This is a genomic window from Oscillibacter sp. ER4 (assembly GCF_000765235.1).
In the GTDB taxonomy this organism is placed as follows: Bacteria; Bacillota; Clostridia; order Oscillospirales; family Oscillospiraceae; genus Hominicoprocola; species Hominicoprocola fusiformis.
Genome location: NZ_JPJG01000062.1, coordinates 1 through 18,860, shown reverse-complemented (window position 1 = coordinate 18,860; position 18,860 = coordinate 1). Strand labels below are relative to the sequence as shown.

18 protein-coding genes are annotated in these 18,860 nt (G+C 59.6%); 9 read left to right on the top strand and 9 right to left on the bottom strand.

Features of this window, described 5'->3' with window-relative positions:
* Window position 1 precedes the first annotated feature (1 nt).
* The 3 genes from leuC to leuB are packed head-to-tail and all read left to right on the top strand — an operon-like array spanning window position 2 to window position 2,831.
* Entirely contained in the window at window positions 2–1,270 is a 1,269-nt protein-coding gene (gene leuC / locus NI20_RS0110345) for a 3-isopropylmalate dehydratase large subunit (RefSeq protein ID WP_033121326.1), read from the top strand.
* Window positions 1,267–1,764 carry a 3-isopropylmalate dehydratase small subunit gene (gene leuD, locus NI20_RS0110340; protein ID WP_033121325.1) on the top strand — a complete coding sequence of 166 codons (498 nt, stop codon included), beginning with the start codon at window positions 1,267–1,269 and terminating at the stop codon, window positions 1,762–1,764. Before leuC ends, leuD begins: the two co-directional genes overlap by 4 nt.
* Window positions 1,761–2,831, top strand: coding sequence for a 3-isopropylmalate dehydrogenase (gene leuB, locus NI20_RS0110335; RefSeq protein WP_033121324.1), 1,071 nt, complete (start codon window positions 1,761–1,763; stop codon window positions 2,829–2,831). Before leuD ends, leuB begins: the two co-directional genes overlap by 4 nt.
* Window positions 2,832–2,942: 111 nt before the next feature.
* On the opposite strand, the gene NI20_RS0110330 is transcribed toward leuB, so the two are convergent.
* The 7 genes from NI20_RS0110330 to ppdK form a co-directional block, all read right to left on the bottom strand.
* The gene (locus NI20_RS0110330) at window positions 2,943–3,431 is read right to left on the bottom strand and encodes a hypothetical protein (RefSeq protein ID WP_052084592.1); all 489 of its coding nucleotides are present in this window, start codon (window positions 3,429–3,431) and stop codon (window positions 2,943–2,945) included.
* 47 nt (window positions 3,432–3,478) lie between these two features.
* On the bottom strand, window positions 3,479–4,003 hold the full coding sequence (locus tag NI20_RS0110325) for an N-acetyltransferase (RefSeq protein ID WP_033121323.1): 525 nt from the start codon (window positions 4,001–4,003) through the stop codon (window positions 3,479–3,481).
* A gap of 271 nt (window positions 4,004–4,274) precedes the next feature.
* Window positions 4,275–4,430, bottom strand: coding sequence for a rubredoxin (locus NI20_RS14655; RefSeq protein WP_081958472.1), 156 nt, complete (start codon window positions 4,428–4,430; stop codon window positions 4,275–4,277).
* Between the two features lie 58 nt (window positions 4,431–4,488).
* On the bottom strand, window positions 4,489–4,872 hold the full coding sequence (locus tag NI20_RS0110320; RefSeq protein ID WP_033121334.1) for a desulfoferrodoxin family protein: 384 nt from the start codon (window positions 4,870–4,872) through the stop codon (window positions 4,489–4,491).
* A 17-nt stretch (window positions 4,873–4,889) separates the two neighbouring features.
* Window positions 4,890–6,185 carry an MBL fold metallo-hydrolase gene (locus NI20_RS0110315; protein ID WP_033121322.1) on the bottom strand — a complete coding sequence of 432 codons (1,296 nt, stop codon included), beginning with the start codon at window positions 6,183–6,185 and terminating at the stop codon, window positions 4,890–4,892.
* A gap of 114 nt (window positions 6,186–6,299) precedes the next feature.
* Window positions 6,300–7,166: a nitroreductase family protein gene (locus tag NI20_RS0110310; protein WP_033121321.1), complete on the bottom strand. Its 867-nt coding sequence runs from the start codon at window positions 7,164–7,166 to the stop codon at window positions 6,300–6,302.
* Window positions 7,167–7,434: 268 nt separating this feature from the next.
* Complete coding sequence (ppdK, locus tag NI20_RS0110305; protein ID WP_033121320.1) at window positions 7,435–10,071, bottom strand: pyruvate, phosphate dikinase; 2,637 nt, start codon at window positions 10,069–10,071, stop codon at window positions 7,435–7,437.
* Window positions 10,072–10,338: 267 nt separating this feature from the next.
* On the opposite strand from ppdK, the gene NI20_RS0110300 reads away from it, so the two are divergent.
* From NI20_RS0110300 to NI20_RS0110285, 4 genes are all read left to right on the top strand, one after another.
* Window positions 10,339–11,193, top strand: a complete 855-nt coding sequence (locus tag NI20_RS0110300) for a DNA polymerase III subunit delta' (protein WP_033121319.1) — start codon at window positions 10,339–10,341, stop codon at window positions 11,191–11,193.
* Between the two features lie 5 nt (window positions 11,194–11,198).
* Window positions 11,199–12,605, top strand: coding sequence for a stage 0 sporulation family protein (locus tag NI20_RS15905; protein WP_304412763.1), 1,407 nt, complete (start codon window positions 11,199–11,201; stop codon window positions 12,603–12,605).
* 74 nt (window positions 12,606–12,679) lie between these two features.
* Window positions 12,680–13,240 (top strand): hypothetical protein, encoded by a 561-nt coding sequence (locus tag NI20_RS0110290; RefSeq protein WP_033121317.1) that lies wholly within the window; start codon window positions 12,680–12,682, stop codon window positions 13,238–13,240.
* 89 nt (window positions 13,241–13,329) lie between these two features.
* On the top strand, window positions 13,330–14,172 hold the full coding sequence (locus tag NI20_RS0110285) for an HAD-IIB family hydrolase (protein WP_033121316.1): 843 nt from the start codon (window positions 13,330–13,332) through the stop codon (window positions 14,170–14,172).
* 545 nt (window positions 14,173–14,717) lie between these two features.
* Here the strand turns inward: NI20_RS0110285 and mnmA are convergent.
* Together mnmA and NI20_RS0110275 are read right to left on the bottom strand one after the other, a co-directional pair.
* Window positions 14,718–15,755 (bottom strand): tRNA 2-thiouridine(34) synthase MnmA, encoded by a 1,038-nt coding sequence (gene mnmA / locus NI20_RS0110280; RefSeq protein ID WP_033121315.1) that lies wholly within the window; start codon window positions 15,753–15,755, stop codon window positions 14,718–14,720.
* A 9-nt stretch (window positions 15,756–15,764) separates the two neighbouring features.
* Complete coding sequence (locus tag NI20_RS0110275; RefSeq protein ID WP_033121314.1) at window positions 15,765–16,589, bottom strand: HAMP domain-containing sensor histidine kinase; 825 nt, start codon at window positions 16,587–16,589, stop codon at window positions 15,765–15,767.
* A gap of 290 nt (window positions 16,590–16,879) precedes the next feature.
* Here NI20_RS0110275 and gap point away from each other — a divergent pair, with 290 nt between their 5' ends.
* Window positions 16,880–17,896, top strand: coding sequence for a type I glyceraldehyde-3-phosphate dehydrogenase (gap, locus tag NI20_RS0110270; protein WP_033121313.1), 1,017 nt, complete (start codon window positions 16,880–16,882; stop codon window positions 17,894–17,896).
* A 146-nt stretch (window positions 17,897–18,042) separates the two neighbouring features.
* On the top strand, window positions 18,043–18,717 hold the full coding sequence (locus tag NI20_RS0110265) for a DUF2461 domain-containing protein (RefSeq protein WP_033121312.1): 675 nt from the start codon (window positions 18,043–18,045) through the stop codon (window positions 18,715–18,717).
* Window positions 18,718–18,860 lie beyond the last annotated feature (143 nt).

The following is an 18,860-nucleotide window of genomic DNA, read 5'->3' as shown; positions in this document are numbered from 1 at the left end:
CATGGGCATGACAATGACGCAGAAAATTCTCGCCAAGCACGCAGGACTTGAGAGCGTGCGCGCGGGCCAGCTCATCCAGGCAAAGCTCGACCTCGTCCTCGGCAACGACATCACGACCCCCGTGGCCATCAACGAGTTTGAGTCCGCGGGCTTTGAAAAGGTCTTCGACAAGAGCCGCATCGCGATGGTGATGGACCACTTCGCACCGAACAAGGACATCAAGTCCGCCACGCAGTGCAAGCAGTGCCGCACCTTTGCCCGCCGCTTCGACATCGACCACTTCTACGATGTCGGCACGATGGGCATCGAGCACGCGCTGCTGCCCGAGCAGGGACTCGTCGCCCCGGGCGAGGCCGTCATCGGTGCGGACTCGCACACCTGCACCTACGGCGCGCTCGGCGCGTTCTCCACCGGCGTCGGCTCGACCGACATGGGTGCGGCCATGGCCGCGGGCGAGACGTGGTTCAAGGTCCCGTCCGCCATCAAGGTGAATCTCACCGGCAAGCTCTGTCCGTTCGTCTCCGGCAAGGATGTCATCCTGACGCTCATCGGCATGATCGGTGTGGACGGCGCGCGCTACCAGTCCATTGAATTTGCAGGCGAGGGCGTCAAGAACCTCACGATCTATGACCGCCTGACGATCTGCAACATGGCCATCGAGGCGGGCGGCAAAAACGGCATCTTCCCCGTCGACGACGTGACGCGCGCCTATGTTGAGGGCCGCGTGGGCCGCCCCTGGACAGCGTTCGAGGCCGATCCCGACGCAGAATATGAGCGCGTTATCGACATTGACCTCGGCAAAGTCGACTGCACGGTCGCCTGGCCGCACCTGCCCGAAAATGCGCACAGCGCGCACGAGGGCAGCGACATCGCCATCGACCAGATCGTCATCGGCTCGTGCACGAACGGCCAGCTCCCCGACATGGCCGCTGCCGCCGCGATCCTGAAGGGCCATCACCTGGCCCCGAACGTCCGCGGCATCGTCATCCCCGCCACGCAGGCAGTCTACCGCGCCTGCATGCACGAGGGCTACACCGACATTTTCCTCGACGCAGGCTGCATCGTCTCCACGCCCACGTGCGGGCCGTGCCTCGGCGGCTACATGGGCATCCTCGCCGCCGGCGAGCGCTGCGTTTCCACCACCAACCGCAACTTTGTCGGCCGCATGGGCCACGTCGACAGCGAGGTCTACCTCGCCTCCCCGGCGGTCGCCGCGGCGTCTGGTATTACCGGCCACATTTCTCATCCGGAGGAGGTCATGAACAAATGAATGCACACGGCATTGTCCATAAGTATGGGGATCACGTCGATACGGACGTCATCATCCCCGCGCGCTATCTGAACACCCAGAGCCACAAGGAGCTCGCCTCCCACTGCATGGAGGACATCGACAAGGACTTCATCCACCGCGTCAAAGACGGCGACATCATGGTTGCGGGCGTAAACTTCGGCTGCGGCTCGTCGCGCGAGCACGCGCCCGTCGCCATCAAGGCGAGCGGCATCTCCTGCGTCATCGCGGCGAATTTCGCCCGCATCTTCTACCGCAACGCTATCAACATCGGCCTCGCCATTTTGGAGTGTCCCGCCGCGAGCGCGGAGATCGAAAACGGCGACGAGGTGACGGTCGACTTCGACACCGGCGTCATCACAGACGTGACAAAGGGCACAACGTATCAGGCCGAGCCCTTCCCGCCGTTTATCAAGGACATGATCGCGCGCGGCGGCCTGATGGCCTCGCTCAAGGCAAAGGAGGCGGCGAAATGAACAAGACCATTGCCATCATCAAGGGCGACGGCATCGGCCCCGAGATCGTCACCGAGGCCATGGGCATTTTAGACGCCGTGGCCGCGAAGTTTGGCCACACCTTCACCTACGTCGACGCGCCGATGGGCGGCAACGCCATCGATAAATTCGGCGTGCCGCTGCCGGATTCGAGTTTAGCGACCTGCCGCAACGCGGACAGCGTGCTGCTCGGTGCGGTCGGCGGCCCGAAGTGGGACAATCAGCCCGCCGCCAACCGTCCCGAGCGCGGTCTGCTCAAGCTGCGCGAGGGCATGGGTCTCTATACAAATGTGCGCCCCGCCAAGATGTTCTCCGAGCTCTCCGCCGCCTGCCCGCTGCGCGCCGACATCGCGGCAAACGGCATCGACTTCATCGTCGTGCGCGAACTCATCGGCGGCGTGTACTTCGGCGAGCACCGCACGGAAGAGGCGAACGGCGAGCAGAAGGCCACCGACATCATGGCCTACTCTGAGCACGAGATCAAGCGTGTCGCGCGCGTCGCGTTCGAGACCGCGCGCAAGCGCCGCAAGCGCGTCACCTCCATCGACAAGGCCAACGTGCTCGACACCTCGCGCCTCTGGCGCAAAACGGTCACGGAGGTCGCAAAAGACTATCCCGACGTCGAGCTTCGCCACATGTATGTCGACAACGCGGCGATGCAGCTCGTGCGCGACCCGAGCCAGTTCGACGTCATCGTGACCGAAAACCTCTTTGGCGACATTCTCTCCGACGAGGCGAGTCAGATCACTGGCTCGATCGGCATGATCCCGTCCTCCAGCATGGGCGACGGCACGAACGGGCTCTACGAGCCCATCCACGGCTCCGCGCCCGACATCGCGGGGCAGGACAAGGCGAACCCCATCGGCACGATCCTGGCCGCCGCGATGATGCTGCGCTACAGCTTCGACATGGCCGCCGAGGCCAACGCCATCGAGCGCGCGGTGGATAAAACGCTGCGCTCGGGCTTCCGCTGCGGCGACATCATGCAGGAAAACTGCCAACTCGTCGGCTGCAAGGCCATGGGTGCGGAGATCCGCAGCCGTATCTGAAACGATCTCTTCCAAACTTCTTTATGAACCTCTCCTTTGATCCTCTGCATCGCGCGGCGATGCGAAAAAGGTTCCCAAGCCAATGGCTTGGGAACCTTTTTCTTCCGGTGTTCAGATTTTGCCGATCAGCACGACAATCCCGCCGACCGCGGCCGCGACAAGCAGGTACAGCATCATGGCCGCGCTTCGCTTGATGACGACCGTCCGCCACGGCTTCACGTAGGGAACGCTCTCCATGCCCTCGATACGCCAGATCTTGCTGTGGCCGACCCACAGCAGGTCGATGACGAGGCCGTCGAACCAGTTCATCACCACGAGGAAAAGGTAGGCTTCAAAGCAGGCGGTATGGAAGTCCTTCACGCCGTTCCATCCGGCGATGACCGCGATCAGCACGACGAAGATTACAAGGCAGAAGAACGTCATAAAGCGCTTGCCCTTGCGCAGCTCCTCAGTCTTGTCGGCGATGCCGCGCTTCTGCGCCTCGTCGAGATACGCGTCCGGGTAAAAATAGAGGCAGTTGCGCCCGCTGTCTCGCACCGCGCATTTGACCAGCGCGAGATACAGAAGACAACATAAAATGATCTGAAGCAGTAACAGCATGGCTGTGTTCTCCTTTGAAAAATGCTTTTAAGATGCAAAACCGGCGCTCAGTGCAGCTTCTTCCCCATTTCGATCCGCACCTCGTGCCGCTCAGGATCGTCGTTGGAGTAGGCGTACAGGTCGAAACCGACGATTTCGAAACCGTTCTTTTTATAAAACGCGATGGCGTTTTCATTGCACGACTGCGTCTCTAAAATCAGCATGCGCGCCCCGGCGTCCTCCGCTGCTCGCTCTATGGGCTTCATCAGTGCCGTGCCGACGCCCCTGCTGCGCTCGGAAAAGTCCAGCACGCAGATGTTGCTGATGCGGAAGCGGTTATTCCAGCCCTCCATCGAGCCCTCGACATATCCGATCAGTTTTTCGCCCTCGAACGCGCCGAAGGCGATCGGGTCTTCGAGCCATTCGCCGAAGAATACATCGTCGAACGATCTCTCAGTCGGCTCCGCAAAGGGCACATAGTCCATCTGAAAGCCCGTCTCGGACGGGCGGATCTCATAATAGCCATTCGTGCGGTAGCAAGCCGTAAATGTTTTGCCCGCATATATCTCCCTGTCCAAGGGTCTGATCTCCATGCACTCTCCCCTTTCCCATCCAACATCTGATTGGTCCACATCCTACCACATCTTTTTACAAAGTACAAGCGCCCAGCCGAATGGCTGGGCGCTTGTTTGATTCAATAAAAGCCTATGCCGAAAGCGATTTGCTTACTGCATGTCCTTGATCGCAGCCTGAGCGGCTATGGATATTGCGAGGAAATCAACTGGATTCCAGAGCCGCTTTACCTGATAGTCAAAAGCAGAGCCATTTTCTGATGTACCAGGGATTTCACCGCTTCCCGGCAATTTACTCGGCAGAGAACTGGTCCTTGCCGGCGCCGCACAGGGGACACTCAAAATCTTCGGGCAGATCGGCAAACTTGGTGCCGGGGGCAATGCCGTGATCGGGATCGCCGACAGCCTCATCGTAAACCCAGCCGCACAAATCGCATACATACTTCATAACAAAACACTCCTTTAAATTTAAAATGTGGAATTTTACTGAATCATGAAACGTTGTTTCAGATCTCTGCCATCCAAAGGCCGTGGAGGTTGCAGTAGGCATAGACCGCCACAGGCTTGTCATCATCGGTCAGAGAAAAAGAAACCGTAGGAGCCGCACCGGGAGTCAGAACCTTGCGCTGACCGCCGGAAGTGGTCTGCAGATAGACCCACTGGATGAGGTGCTCTTCGGTCATCGGATGCTCGACAGCACCCACGGAAACTTTGACAAGATTGCCCTCCACAGCGGCCACAGGGATATGCTTTTCCGTGCTGGCCTCCACAGTGCCAGGGACCAGTTCCTTCATTTTCTGGCCGCAGCACATCAGAGGAACACCTGCGTCGTGAATCTTGCCGACGATGTTTCCACAATGCTCACAGATGTAAAACTTGGTATCGCTCATGATGATTTCCTCCTGTTTCACTTGCTCTCTTCAAAATCTTCGGCTCCGCGTTTGCAGATAGGGCAGATAAAATCTGCCGGAAGGGCGTCGCCCTCATACACATAGCCGCAGATCTTGCAGACAAACTTCTTTTTGCCGCAGGACGCGTCCCCGGCCGCACAGCTCTCGCCGCACAGCGCCTTTGCCAGCTGTTTCAGCTGCTTGGCACTCTCCTCGCTCAAGGCGGAGCGGAGGGTCACCACCGGCTCCAGCTGGGTCAAGTTCTTGCTCTTTTCCAGCAGGCCCTTGATGACCCGGGCGGCAGAGGGCGCCCAGCTGCCATTTTCCACGACGCCCACCGTGCGGTTACAGAAGCCCCGGGCAGTCAGGTGTTCAATGAACTCCCGCATAAACGGGAAAATATCATTGTTGTAAGTGGTGGTTGCCAGAACCAGCCGGCTGTACCGGAAGGCGTCAGCCACCGCTTCAGACATATCGCTGCGGGCCAGGTCCCGGACGACCACTGTCTGTCCGGCGGTCTTCAACGTCTCCGCAAGCTGTTCCACGGCTTTTTTGGTATTCCCGTAGACAGAGGTGTAGGCGATGAGAATGCCATCCTCCTCCGGGGTATAAGAGGACCACTTGTTGTAGAGGTCCACATAATGGCCCAGATTTTCGCTCAGTACCGGTCCGTGCAGCGGGCAGATGGTCTGGATATCCAGCGCCGCTGCCTTTTTCAGAACCGTCTGCACCTGTCCGCCGTATTTGCCGACAATGCCGATGTAATAGCGCCGGGCCTCGTCATCCCAATCCTCTGCCGCGTCCTGAGCGCCGAACTTTCCGAAGGCGTCGGCGGAGAACAGCACCTTGTCCGTACTGTCGTAAGTCATGATGACCTCGGGCCAGTGAACCATAGGGGCAGTGATAAAGCGCAGGGTGTGCCGGCCGAGGGACAGGGTATCGCCCTCTCCCACAGTTATTTGCCGCTCCGCAAGGTCCGTATGGAAGAAATTCTTGATCATCGCAAAAGCCTTGGAGGAAGCCACTACCTGCGCGGTGGGATAGGTCTCCAGGAACCGGAGCAGGCTGCCGGAGTGATCCGGCTCCATGTGCTGAACGACGATATAATCGGGGGCCTTCCCCTCCAGCACACCCCGAATGTTGTCCAGCCACGCCTGGGTAAAATGGGCATCCACCGAGTCGATGACGGCGTTTTTTTCATCGGTGATCACATAGGAATTGTAGGCCATACCGTTGGGAACGCGGTACTGGCTCTCAAACAGGTCGATGGCGTGGTCATTGACACCGGCGTAATGAATCTCCTGAGAAATCATGGGTAGCTCCTTCTGAATTTCTGTTCATTTGTTTTGGCTTCGGGTACACGGGAGCAGAAAAGCCCTGGAGGGCAAAATCCTCTCCAGGGCCTCTTTGTTGCATTGCGGGGTCTGTTACAGCTTGCAGGACGCAACAGCCTCATAGCCCTCCGGAAGCTGGAGCTTTGCGGCATCCGCGCCGAAACTCCATTTGATCTTTCCGGCCCACTGAGAAGCGGTGCTGGAGAAGTGCAGCAGCACGATGCCCAGGCCCAGCTTGGCATCGATCTCGTCAGTGTAGCTGTCCGGCGCCTTCACCAGAGTGATCTGGCCCTCATGGATGATGAAGCCATAGGGCTGTCTGTTCAGATAGCTGGGAGACAGGGTCGCCGCGTAAAGAGCCTCCCACAGCATGTCGTCATAGAAGCCGATGTACTCGTCAACGCCCTGAGTGTTGCCCCAGGTATCCATGAACACCATGTCGTGGAGACCGTGCTTGGGGGCGAAGTACTGACGCTTAGCGCTGACATCCACATTGGACATGCTCAAAATGTTCACGCGCAGGCGCTTGGTGGTCTTGACGCCCTGGCCGAAAGCCACGATGGCAGCCACATCCAAGGCGGAGTCGATTTTCAGGGAATCCTTGACCTTCTCACTGTCGGTGAAAGTGAGCCAGCAGCAGCCCAGATCCATGTCGGTCAGCTTCAGGACTAGGTCCTCCATCATGTAGCCGGCGTTCTCACCTGCCAGTTCGCCCTTGGCGGACAGCAGGACCAGATAGTTGGGTGCGCCAATCAGGAAACTCTCATAACCAGCGGCGCCCTCCAGGGCCTCCCGGGCTTCCTGACCGAAAACGCACAGCTTTGTCTCCAGCTCAGGGACCAGACGCTGGCAGGACTTCTGATAATAAGCTTCAATTTCCGCAAGCGCAGCAGCGGACACCTTCTTATCCGCAAACTCGCGGACAGATTTTCTGTTTTGGATCAGCGCACTGTAGTTCATGGATGTGCCTCCTAATCAATTTAGATATACAGGACGGCCTCTAAAACCAGCATCCTGCGCATCTTTTGTCTATATTTTTATATGATATTACATCTTACTTAAAATTGCAAGTTCTACATGGAATAATTTCAGAAAGAGCACATTTGTCATCCGTGTTCGGCCCATGCGGTCTGCAAATGATTCAACAGGTGTTACATAGAACGCACCCCCGATTCATGAGAATCGGGGGTGCATTTGTATCGGATTTCTTTCTTGCCGGAAATTCCGCTTAGCCTTCCTTGATGGCAGCCTGCGCGGCGGCGAGGCGGGCGATGGGGACACGGAACGGGCTGCAGGAGACATAGTCCAGGCCGACCTTGTGGCAGAACTCGACGGACGTGGGATCGCCGCCGTGCTCGCCGCAGATGCCGAGGTGGATGTGCGGGTTGGTCTCGCGGCCCATCTTGGCGGCCATGGAGACGAGCTTGCCGACGCCGGTCTGATCGAGACGGGCGAACGGATCGCTCTCGTAGATCTTCTTGTCGTAGTACGCGCCGAGGAACTTGCCGGCATCGTCACGGCTGAAGCCGAAGGTCATCTGGGTCAAGTCGTTCGTGCCGAAGGAGAAGAAGTCCGCTTCCTTGGCGATCTCGTCCGCGGTCAGAGCGGCGCGCGGGATCTCGATCATGGTGCCGACCTTGTACTTCATAGAGCTGCCGGCCTCGGCGATCAGCTTGTCAGCGACCTCGACGACGACGTCCTTGACGTACTTGAGCTCCTTGACCTCGCCGACGAGCGGGATCATGATCTCGGGGATGATGTTCCAGTCGGGATGTGCGGCGTTGACGTTCAGCGCAGCCTTGATGACCGCACGGGTCTGCATGGCAGCGATCTCGGGGAACGTAACGGCCAGACGGCAGCCGCGGTGGCCCATCATGGGGTTGAACTCGTGCAGGGAGGCGATGATGTTCTTGATGTCCTGAACGCTCTTGCCCATGTCCTTGGCGAGCTGCTCGATGTCAGCTTCCTCGGTGGGAACGAACTCGTGCAGCGGGGGATCGAGGAAACGAACGGTCATCGGACGGCCCTCGAGCGCGATATACATGGCTTCAAAGTCGCCCTGCTGCATCGGCTCGAGCTTAGCGAGCGCCTTCTCGCGCTGCTCGACGGTGTCGGAGCAGATCATCTCGCGGATGGCGGGAATACGGTCAGCCTCGAAGAACATGTGCTCGGTGCGGCAGAGGCCGATGCCCTCAGCGCCGAACTTCACGGCCTGCTCGGTGTCGTGCGGGTTATCGGCGTTCGTGCGGACGCCCAGGCGGCGATACTTGTCGGCCCAAGCCATGACGCGGCCGAACTCGCCGCCGATGGTGGCGTCGACCGTGGGGATGATGCCGTCGTAGATGTTACCGGTGGAACCATCGATGGAGATGAAGTCGCCCTCGTGATAGGTCTTGCCGGCGAGCTCGAACTTCTTGTTCTCCTCGTCCATGTTGATCTCGCCGCATCCGGAGACGCAGCACTTGCCCATGCCGCGCGCGACGACAGCCGCGTGGGAGGTCATACCGCCGCGGACGGTCAGGATGCCCTGGGAGGCCTTCATGCCCTCGATATCCTCCGGAGAGGTCTCGAGACGGACGAGAACGACCTTCTCGCCGCGCTCCTTCCACTCTTTGGCATCCTCAGCGGAGAAGACGATCTTGCCGCAGGCGGCGCCGGGGGAGGCGGGCAGAGCCTTGGCGATGGCGGGAGCCTTCTTGAGGACAGCCGCATCGAACTGGGGATGGAGCAGGGTGTCGAGGTTGCGCGGGTCGATCATGGAGACGGCCTTCTTCTCGTCGATCATGCCCTCGTCCACGAGGTCGCAGGCGATCTTGAGAGCAGCCTGCGCGGTGCGCTTACCGCTGCGGCACTGGAGCATATAGAGCTTGCCGTTCTCGACGGTGAACTCCATGTCCTGCATGTCGCGGTAGTGATCCTCGAGCAGGTCGCAGACCTTGACGAAGTCGGCGTAAGCCTGGGGGAACTTCTCTTCCATCTGGGAGATGGGCATCGGGGTGCGGACGCCGGCGACGACGTCCTCGCCCTGAGCGTTGGTCAGGAACTCGCCCATGAGCTTCTTCTCGCCGGTGGCAGGGTCACGGGTGAAGGCAACGCCGGTACCGGAGTTGTCGTTCAGGTTGCCGAAGACCATCGGCATGACGTTGACGGCAGTGCCCCAGGAATAGGGGATGTCGTTGTCGCGGCGATAGACGTTCGCGCGCGGGTTGTCCCAGGAGCGGAACACGGCGCGAATGGCTTCGTACAGCTGGGTCTTGGGGTCGGAGGGGAAGTCCTCGCCGATCTGCTGCTTGTACTCAGCCTTGAACTGCTCGGCGAGTTCCTTGAGGTCGGCTGCGGTAAGCTCGATGTCGAGCTTGACGCCGCGCTTTTCCTTCATCGCGTCGATGAGCTGCTCAAAGTACTTCTTGCCAACTTCCATAACGACGTCGGAGAACATCTGGATGAAGCGGCGATAGGAGTCGTAAACGAAACGCTCGAAGTTGGGGTCGGGGTTGCCCGCGATCATGGCGGCGACGACGTCGTCGTTGAGACCGAGGTTCAGGATGGTATCCATCATGCCGGGCATGGAAGCGCGCGCGCCGGAACGGACGGAGACGAGCAGGGGGTTCTTCAGATCGCCGAACTTCTTGCCGTTCATCTCTTCCATCTTCGCGACGTATTCCATGATCTCTGCCATGATCTCGTCGTTGATCTTGCGGCCGTCCTCGTAATACTGGGTGCAGGCTTCGGTCGTGATGGTGAAGCCCTGGGGCACAGGCAGACCGATGTTGGTCATCTCGGCCAGGTTCGCGCCCTTGCCGCCCAGAAGCTCACGCATGGTAGCGTTGCCTTCCGAGAACAGGTAGACATACTTTTTGCTCATTGGTTTTCCTCCATTAAAAATGTATCGCTGTGTGATCATTATCAAGCCATATTATTATAGACAGAAAATCCCCGACTTTCAATAACAAGTTGTGAAATTTTTGTCGACTTTCCGCATTTTTTCTCCCACAAAACGCAATTTGGCACAAAATCGTTCTGTTTTTCCGTCGTGGGGCGCGGATTTTCTTGCAAGCGCCGCACTTTTGCGATATACTATTTTTAAATTTGCGCTGAAAATGCGCGCAGAGTACAGAGCATGGAGCGGGCAATGGAGCTTTTGGATTTTGCAAAAACCGATACGGCGGCGCGTCTTCGCGCCGCGGCAAAGCGCGGCGCACTGTCGCACGCACTCATTTTCAGCGGCAGCGGCGACCGCGTGAGCGCTGCGCGCTATGCCGCCGCGGCGATGGAGTGCACAGCGGAAAGCAAGCCCTGCCTCGCCTGCCCTGCCTGCCGCAAGGTGATGCAGGACATCCACCCCGACGTCACGTTCGTGCGCGACGCAGAGCACAAGGAGCTCTCGATCGACACGGTGCGCGCGATGCGCGCCGACGCGTTCATCCGCCCGAATGAGGGCGCGCGCAAGGTCTACATTTTCGAGGACTGCACCATCCTAACGGAAAAGGACCAGAACGTGCTTTTGAAGCTCGTGGAGGAGGGGCCCGCTTACGCAGCGTTCTTCTTCTGCGCGGAAAATCCGGCGGTTCTGCTCCAGACCATCCGCTCGCGCTGCGTGGAGGTCAAGCTCTCCCCCACCGTCGAAGAGGGCGGCGCGCCTGACGAGCTCGCGCTCGAGCTCGCGCGGCTCATCGCCGAGGGGTCGCGCGCGTCCCGCGCGGCATTCCTCGCAAAGCTCGAAACGCAGAAGGTCACGCGCGACGACCTGTCCTCGCTTTTCGAGGGGACGCGGCTTCTGCTCTCGTCCGCCCTGCTGGGGCAGTACGGCGCGAGCGTACCGGAGAGGGATCTTCGCATCGCGCGGTCACTGGCTTCGCGCTTGACAAAAGCCAAATTACTCGGCACAATAGATTTATTGCAGGACTACCGCAATAAATGCACCTATAACGTCGGCGTCGGGCCCACGCTGGGCGGCTTCGCCGTTGAATTGGAGGAAACCCTTTGACAGAAGTGATCGGAGTCCGCTTCCGCGGCGGATGCAAGGAATATTATTTTGACCCGCACGGCATCACGGTCGAACCCAACCAGTTCGTCATCGTCGAGACCGCGCAGGGGCTCGAGTACGCCCAGTGCGTCTCGGGCAACCATGAGGTGGAGGACGATTCCGTCGTCCAACCGCTGCGCCCGCTCGTGCGCGTGGCGACGGAGAACGATGACCGCACCTACGCCTACAACAAAACGCGCGAAAAGAACGCCTTCGAGGTCTGCCAGAAGAAGATCGCCGAGCGCGGGCTCGACATGAAGCTCGTGCGCGTGGAGAGCAACTTCGACGGCAGCAAGATCATCTTTTTCTTCACGTCCGATGGGCGCGTGGACTTCCGCGAGCTCGTGCGCGACTTAGCCGGTGTGTTCCGTGCCCGCATCGAGCTGCGGCAGATCGGCGTGCGCGACGAGGCGAAGATGCTCGGCGGCCTCGGCATCTGCGGCCGGCCTTTCTGCTGCTCGCAGTTTTTGGACGACTTCGTCCCCGTTTCGATCAAGATGGCCAAGACGCAGAATCTGAGTCTGAACCCGACGAAGATCTCCGGCACGTGCGGCAGGCTCATGTGCTGCCTCAAATACGAGCAGAACGCCTACGAGGACGCGGTGCGCCGCTGCCCGAAGCAGGATTCGTTTGTCGCAACGCCCGACGGCCTTGGCAACGTGAGCTCGGTCGACATTCTGCGCGAGCAGGTGCTCGTGCGTCTCGACGGGCAGAATGAAAGCCCCAAGCGCTACCGCACCTGCGAAATTCATGTGCTGCGCAACGGCAAGGGCTCGCGCGACGGCATCGAGATTCCCGTGACGCTCCCCGAGCGCTATCAGGAGCCGCCGGAGGATGAGCCGCAGCTGACGCTGAACTTCTTCTCGTCTGCCAAGCCCATCGTGCCGCCCGAACAGTGGACTGCCCCCGTCGCAAAAGCGGACGCCCCCGCCGCTGACGAGGAGGAGACGGAAAAGCGCCGTTCCCGCCGCGGCGGCCGCGGGCATCGCGGCGGCAGAGGCCGCGGCAAGGGCAGCGGTGAAGGCGGCGAGAAGTCCGCCGCGCCGAAGAGTGAAAACACGCCCCAAAAGGGTGGCGACAAGCCCGCCGAAAAGCGAAGCCAACGCCCCGCGCGCGGCGATAAGCCGAGCAGCGAACGTCCGCCCCGCAATCCCGACAAGAACGGCGAGCGCCGCGCCCCGCGCCAGAGCAAGCCGAACAGCGAAACTCCCGACGCGCCGAAAGCCCCGCGTCCGCCCCGCCCGCCGAAAGCCGAGGGCGCGATTGAGGGCGGCGAGAACAAGCCGCGCCGCCGCAGCCACCGCGGCGGCAGAGGCCGCCGCAGAAGCGGCGGTCAGGGCGGCGAAAGTCCCGCGCCGAAGAGCGAAGCGTAAACAAGAAATAGAACCGCCGCGAAGCACAGTTGTTTCGCGGCGGTTTTGCCAAAAGGCGGAAAGGAATTGCTTCCATGCTGTACCATGCCTCCCCCACCGGCGGTCTCACCGTCCTCACGCCGCACGTCTCTAACCATGGCCACCCGCTCGTCTACTTTTCGAAGAAACGGGAAAATGTGCTGGTCTATCTGAGCAATGCCGTTGAAAAATACTGCCGCGACACCGGCTTTGTCCACACGGGCCGGTGGGAAAAATGGGGGCCTTACGGCTTCGACTTAGACGGCGTGCAGCGGCTGGAGGAATACTACCCCAACGCACTGGAGGAGACCTATGCCGGCGTCTCCGGCTATATCTACGGCGCGGAACCGGCAAATACCGCCCCTGTTTCCGATGTGCCGTTCGCGGTCACGTCCGAAGAGGCGGTAGCAGTCGTCTCGTGCGAGTTCGTCCCCGATGCCTATGAGGCCATTCTCCGCGCAGAGCGGGAGGGGCTGCTGCGCATTCTGTACTATGCGCAGACCGGCGATCCGTTCCGCGCCTGGATATGGCAAACCATGAAACATGAATACGAAAATGCCGAAAAGCAGCCCGACTACCGTCATTTTATCAAAGGAAAATTCGGCATCATCGGCTGATATCTTTACGCAAAACATCCCTTTTCATTTCTCCCGCGCCGTGGTATACTTTTGCCGAAAAACAACGAGAAAAGAAGAGAGGATCCATCATGCTGAAATTCAACAAGGTGCTGCTCGCCAGCGACTTTGACAACACGCTCGTCTATACGCAGGGCGCGCTGGAGCGCGGCGAGGACATCCCGCCGATGAGCGCGCGCAACCGCGAGGCGGTCGAGTACTTCATTCAAAACGGCGGCTATTTTTCGATCTCCACCGGCCGCGCGCTGCCCGCCTTTGCCCGCTACGCCAAGGATCTGCCCTGCAACGCCCCCTGCGTCATCGCCAACGGCGCGGCCATCTATGACTTCAACAAGGACTGCTATGTGGAGACCGCGTTTTTAGACGCGGACATCTACGATCACGTCGACGCGCTGCTCGCGCGCTTCCCCGGCCTGTGCTTCGAGATCTACCACGACGACCGCCGCATCCACGTCCTGCACCCGAACGACTACACGCGCAACCACGAGCACCTGACGCGCGCGAAGACCGAGGAGGTCAAGGACTTCCGCGAGGTGGACCTGCCGATCATCAAGCTGCTCTTTGAAGAGGAAAAGCCGCTTTTGGAGCAGGTGCGCGATTTTATCGTCTCTCGGGACTGGGGAAAACGCTACGAGCTCATCTTTTCGAGCGATCACCTGCTTGAGCTGACGCGCCGCGGCGCGACGAAGGGCGGCATGATCTTAAAGCTTGCCAAGCTCCTCGGCGTTGCGCGCAAGGACATCTACTGCATCGGCGACCACAACAACGACATTCCGATGCTCGAGGTCTCCGAGATCGGCTTCGCGCCCGAAAACGCCATCCCCGAGGTCAAGGAATGGGGTGCGCACATCGTCTGCCACTGCAAGGACGGCGCGCTGGCGGACGTGGTGGAGATCCTAAACCATCGCTATTAACTTCAAAAAAAGCGGCAGAGCCGCTTTTTGAGGGGGATTGCAGCCCGCGGCAGCGCACGCGCCGAAGGCGCGCACGTTTGCGGGCTGAGAGGCGTTTTTTCTGACGCACATGGAAATCGGCGAAGCGCCGCCAGTGGCGGATGAAGCGAGCCGGTTTCGAGGAAGTGGCACGATTGGCGCGCCCGAACGGGCGCGGGAATCGTAATGCCGCGACGGTGACGTCGGAATTTACGATTAAGATCATTTCGCGTCTGCGGACGCTTGGGCAGCCGTTAGCAGCTTTGCTGCTTTACGGATGCCGCATACCCCTTGCGGGTGAAAGTCTGCGACGCCTTTTATTCCCATTGCCCTTTTTCGTACAACTTTTCGTTTGCTCGCGCATATAATAGCCGGGTGAGAGAAAAGCTGAAAGGAATGGTTACAATGAAGGAAAAAGACAACATCCGTCATGGCGACGTGGACGACATGATCTTCGGCAGCGAGGCGCATGTCAGCGAACGATAATATGCCAAAAGGCTCCGCTTTCGCGGAGCCTTTTCTCACTTTTATAACGCCTTTTCGATCGTGCCGCCGCCGAGGACCTCTTCGCCATCATAGAAGACGACGGCCTGTCCCGCCGTGACGGCGCGCTGGGGCGTGAGGAGCTCGACGTGCGCGCAGCCTCCTTCCAGCGGTGTGACGACGGCGTCACACTCTTTCTGGCTGTAGCGCGTTTTAGCGGTGCAATAGACTTTTTCCGCAGGCGTCTCCCCCGCGATCCAGTTCACGCGCGAGGCGAGCAGCGCTGTGGAAAACAGTTCCTCGTTGTCGCCGAGCAGCACGGTATTATTTTCGGCATTTTTGGATATCACATAGAGCGGGCGGTCCGCGCTCACGCCGAGACCCTTGCGCTGACCCGCCGTGTAGCACTCCAAACCGCGGTGGCGGCCGAGCACGCGGCCCGTTTCGTCGACAAAGTCGCCGGGCTGCGGCGTCACGCCGCCATAGTCGCGCAGAAAGCGCACATAGTCCCCGTCGGGGATGAAGCAGATGTCCTGTGAATCGGCCTGATGGGCGTTTGCAAGGCCCGCCTCCTCCGCCTGCTCTCGAATTTCCGGCTTTTCAAAGCTGCCGACCGGCAGCAGCAGGTGCGCGAGCTGCTCCTGCGTGAGCTGATAGAGCACGTAGCTCTGGTCCTTCGCGCGGCTCTCGCCGCGCAGCAGCCGATAACGTCCGCTCGCTTCGTCATAGCCGACGCGGGCATAGTGCCCCGTCGCGATGTAGTCAAAGCCCATCTCCAGCGCGCGGTCCAAAAATGCACCGAATTTGAGGCAGCGGTTGCAGTCGATGCACGGATTCGGCGTGCGGCCCGCGCGGTACCCGCTGACGAAGTGATCCATCACCTCGCGCGCAAAAAGCTCGTGCTCGTCGAAGATGTAAAACGGCATACCGAGACCGTCGGCAATACGCTTCGCGCCGTCCGTCTCGTTGCCGCAGAGCGACAGCGTCGCGCCCGCGCACTCGTAGCCCTGCTTTTGCAGCAAAAGCGCGGCGGCGGAGGAATCCACGCCGCCGCTCATGGCGATCAAAACTTTTTTCTTCATCTGTGTCCCTTAATCCAGATACTTTTGCAGAAATGCCTCGCTCGAAAGCGCGTCGGACATCTCCACGAGCGTGCGGTTGAAGCCGCCGGCGTAGTCGCTGCCGCGGTCCTTGAGCTGTACGCGCCCGGCCTTTACCGCAGGGAGCGAGACGGTAAAGAGCGAGCCCTTTCCCTCCTCCGACTGCGCGACGATCATGCCTCCATGGCCCTGCGCGATGCGCTGGCAGATGGGAAGGCCCAGTCCCAAGCCGTGCGGCGGCATGGGGTCCTGCCCGCCGTCCATAAAGCGGTCGAACAAATGGGTCAGCGTGTCGCTGTCCATGCCCTTTCCCGTGTCCGCCACGGTGATCTTGACAAATCTCCCCTCCGTTTTCACGCGCACGCGGACACTGCCGCCCTTGGGCGTAAATTTAAGCGCGTTGGAGAGGAGATTCAGCAACAGCTTGCGAATGGCCTCGGCGTCGAGGGCGATGATGCGGCTGTCGCGGTCGGCAAGGAAGTCGAGCTCCACGCCGCGCTGCGCAAAAAGGAAGTCCACCTCGGCGCACACGCTGCGGCAGACGCCGACAATGTCGTCATCGTAGAGCTCGAAACGCTTGCGCTCAAACAGGTTCCCCGCGTCAGTCAGATTACTGATGACGCGGTAGAGCTGGTAATAGCTCTGGTAAAATGCCGCGGCGGTGCGGTCAGTCTTCGGGTCCTTCTCCCGCGTCTCCTGCGGTGCCATGCGGTCGACCGCCGTGTAGATCGTCGAAAGTGAGGTGCGCAGCTGCAATGCAATATTCGGCAGCACATCCGACAGCATTTTCAGTTCTTCTTCAGTATAATCCCGCATAGCGTCTCCTAATAAAAGTTCTCCTACCGGTAGCATTCACCGCAGGGAGGCGGAGTTTGCGCGGAAAGAATTGGTGTTTTCGCGATAAGCTCGCGCTTAGAACGTTTTGTTGTACAGCGTTGTAGTATGAGGGTAGCAAAATTTCGGTCAAAAAGCAAGGAATTTGTGGAAATTATGAAAAAAATAGAGTTTTTGCAAAAAAGGACTTGCAAAACGAAACTACTGCTATATAATATCTAAATGTACCAAACATTCGATATATTCCGATAAACAGGAAGGAAGTAAGTTTTATGAGTATTAAGGTCGGTATTAACGGCTTTGGCCGCATTGGCCGTATGGTCTTTCGCGCAAGCCTGAACCATCCTGAAATCGAGATCGTGGGCATCAATGACCTCTGCCCCGCCGATTATCTGGCCTACATGTTGAAATACGATACTATGCACGGCAGATTCGCCGCCGATGTGAAGAGCAACGACTACGGCATCGTGGTCAACGGCCGCGAGATCCCCGTCTTCGCCGAGCGCAACCCCGCGGACCTGCCCTGGGGTAAGATCGGCGCGGAGTACGTCGTCGAATCCACGGGCCTGTTCCTGACGAAGGAAAAGGCGCAGGCGCACATCGACGCCGGCGCGAAGAAGGTCGTCATGTCCGCCCCGTCCAAGGATGACACGCCGATGTTCGTCTGCGGCGTCAACCTCGATTCCTACACGAGCGACATGCAGTTCGTCTCCAACGCCTCGTGCACCACGAACTGCCTGGCCCCCATCGCCAAGGTCCTGAACGACTGCTTCGGCATCAAGGATGGCCTGATGACCACCGTGCACTCCGTCACCGCCACGCAGAAGACCGTGGACGGCCCGTCCCTGAAGGACTGGCGCGGCGGCCGCGCGGCCACGGGCAACATCATCCCCTCCTCCACCGGCGCCGCCAAGGCCGTCGGCAAAGTCATCCCCTCGCTCAACGGCAAGCTGACCGGTATGTCCATGCGCGTTCCCACGCTGGATGTCTCCGTCGTCGACCTGACCGTCAACCTTGAAAAGCCCGCCACCTACGATGAGATCTGCGCGGCCATGAAGAAGGCCAGCGAGGGCGAGCTCAAGGGCATCCTCGGCTACACCGACGAGCAGGTCGTTTCCTCCGACTTCCTCGGCGATACGCGCACGTCCATCTTCGACGCCAAGGCCGGTATCGCCCTGACGGATACGTTCGTCAAGGTCGTGAGCTGGTACGACAACGAGATCGGCTACTCCAACAAGGTGCTCGACCTCATCGAGCACATGTACTCGGTCGACCACGCCACGAAGTAACTTAGCTTTTTCCTGTTCCTGTTTTTGGGTAAAAACAGGACGGTGCTCCTCTGAGACAAGAGGGATCTGGTGCGAGATCCCTCTTGTTTTTTTCGCGTTTTCGGTGGTATACTGCCATCGTTGCAAATTTTTCTTTGAGGTGGATCATGTTTCAAGGTTTTACGCCCGAGGCCGTCGAGTTCCTCTGGGGCATCAAATTCAACAACAACCGCGAGTGGTTCCTGCCGCGAAAAGAGCAGTTTCTCGCGCTACTCGACCGGCCGATGCGCGAGCTCGGCAGCGAACTGTTCGACGCGATCGCCGCGGCATATCCCAAGCAGTCGCTCAAGCTGCACGTCTGCCGCATCTACCGCGACGCTCGCCGTCTCTTTGGCCGCGGCCCATATAAGGACCACCTGTGGTTCACGATCGAGCGCCCGCACGAGCGCTTCGAGGGCGTCCCCGCGCTGTATTTCGAGCTCGCACCGAACTACTTCAGCTATGGCTGCGGCTACTGGGACGCCTCCCCTGCCACGATGGCCAAGCTCCGCCGCCGCATCGAGACCGACCCCAAAAAGCTCGAAAAGCTCGTGCGCAAGCTGAATAAATCCCGCTTCACGCTCTCCGGCGAGCAGTTCAAGCGCCCGAAGGGCGACGTCGGCAAGCTCCTGAACCCGTGGTACAACGCGAAAAATATCGCCGTCGGCTATGACGACAATCCCGAAGGCGTGCTGTTCACGCCGGAGCTCAAAGACGAAGTCCTCGCGGGCTTCCGCGAGCTGATGGGGCTGTATCTGTATCTCGATTCGCTGGCGGGCGATCCCGAACCGAATAAAGAATAATGCCGCTCGCAGAGCGGCGAGGAATTCCCACGCCGCGCGCGGGAGTGCGGTAAAAGGGGGTATTCTCTCACGTGAGAGAATACCCCCTTTTGATCCCCCAAGAGAACGGCAGGGGCGTTTCGATCTCGCCCCTGCACCCCTAA

Excerpts from the sequence above, each read along its gene's own strand:
- leuC (WP_033121326.1), top strand. The coding sequence starts at position 2 with ATGGGCATGACAATGACGCAGAAAATTCTCGCCAAGCACGCAGGACTT.
- leuD (WP_033121325.1), top strand. The coding sequence starts at position 1,267 with ATGAATGCACACGGCATTGTCCATAAGTATGGGGATCACGTCGATACG.
- leuB (WP_033121324.1), top strand. The coding sequence starts at position 1,761 with ATGAACAAGACCATTGCCATCATCAAGGGCGACGGCATCGGCCCCGAG.
- NI20_RS0110330 (WP_052084592.1), bottom strand. The coding sequence starts at position 3,431 with ATGCTGTTACTGCTTCAGATCATTTTATGTTGTCTTCTGTATCTCGCG.
- NI20_RS0110325 (WP_033121323.1), bottom strand. The coding sequence starts at position 4,003 with ATGGAGATCAGACCCTTGGACAGGGAGATATATGCGGGCAAAACATTT.
- NI20_RS14655 (WP_081958472.1), bottom strand. The coding sequence starts at position 4,430 with ATGAAGTATGTATGCGATTTGTGCGGCTGGGTTTACGATGAGGCTGTC.
- NI20_RS0110320 (WP_033121334.1), bottom strand. The coding sequence starts at position 4,872 with ATGAGCGATACCAAGTTTTACATCTGTGAGCATTGTGGAAACATCGTC.
- NI20_RS0110315 (WP_033121322.1), bottom strand. The coding sequence starts at position 6,185 with ATGATTTCTCAGGAGATTCATTACGCCGGTGTCAATGACCACGCCATC.
- NI20_RS0110310 (WP_033121321.1), bottom strand. The coding sequence starts at position 7,166 with ATGAACTACAGTGCGCTGATCCAAAACAGAAAATCTGTCCGCGAGTTT.
- ppdK (WP_033121320.1), bottom strand. The coding sequence starts at position 10,071 with ATGAGCAAAAAGTATGTCTACCTGTTCTCGGAAGGCAACGCTACCATG.
- NI20_RS0110300 (WP_033121319.1), top strand. The coding sequence starts at position 10,339 with ATGGAGCTTTTGGATTTTGCAAAAACCGATACGGCGGCGCGTCTTCGC.
- NI20_RS0110290 (WP_033121317.1), top strand. The coding sequence starts at position 12,680 with ATGCTGTACCATGCCTCCCCCACCGGCGGTCTCACCGTCCTCACGCCG.
- NI20_RS0110285 (WP_033121316.1), top strand. The coding sequence starts at position 13,330 with ATGCTGAAATTCAACAAGGTGCTGCTCGCCAGCGACTTTGACAACACG.
- mnmA (WP_033121315.1), bottom strand. The coding sequence starts at position 15,755 with ATGAAGAAAAAAGTTTTGATCGCCATGAGCGGCGGCGTGGATTCCTCC.
- NI20_RS0110275 (WP_033121314.1), bottom strand. The coding sequence starts at position 16,589 with ATGCGGGATTATACTGAAGAAGAACTGAAAATGCTGTCGGATGTGCTG.
- gap (WP_033121313.1), top strand. The coding sequence starts at position 16,880 with ATGAGTATTAAGGTCGGTATTAACGGCTTTGGCCGCATTGGCCGTATG.
- NI20_RS0110265 (WP_033121312.1), top strand. The coding sequence starts at position 18,043 with ATGTTTCAAGGTTTTACGCCCGAGGCCGTCGAGTTCCTCTGGGGCATC.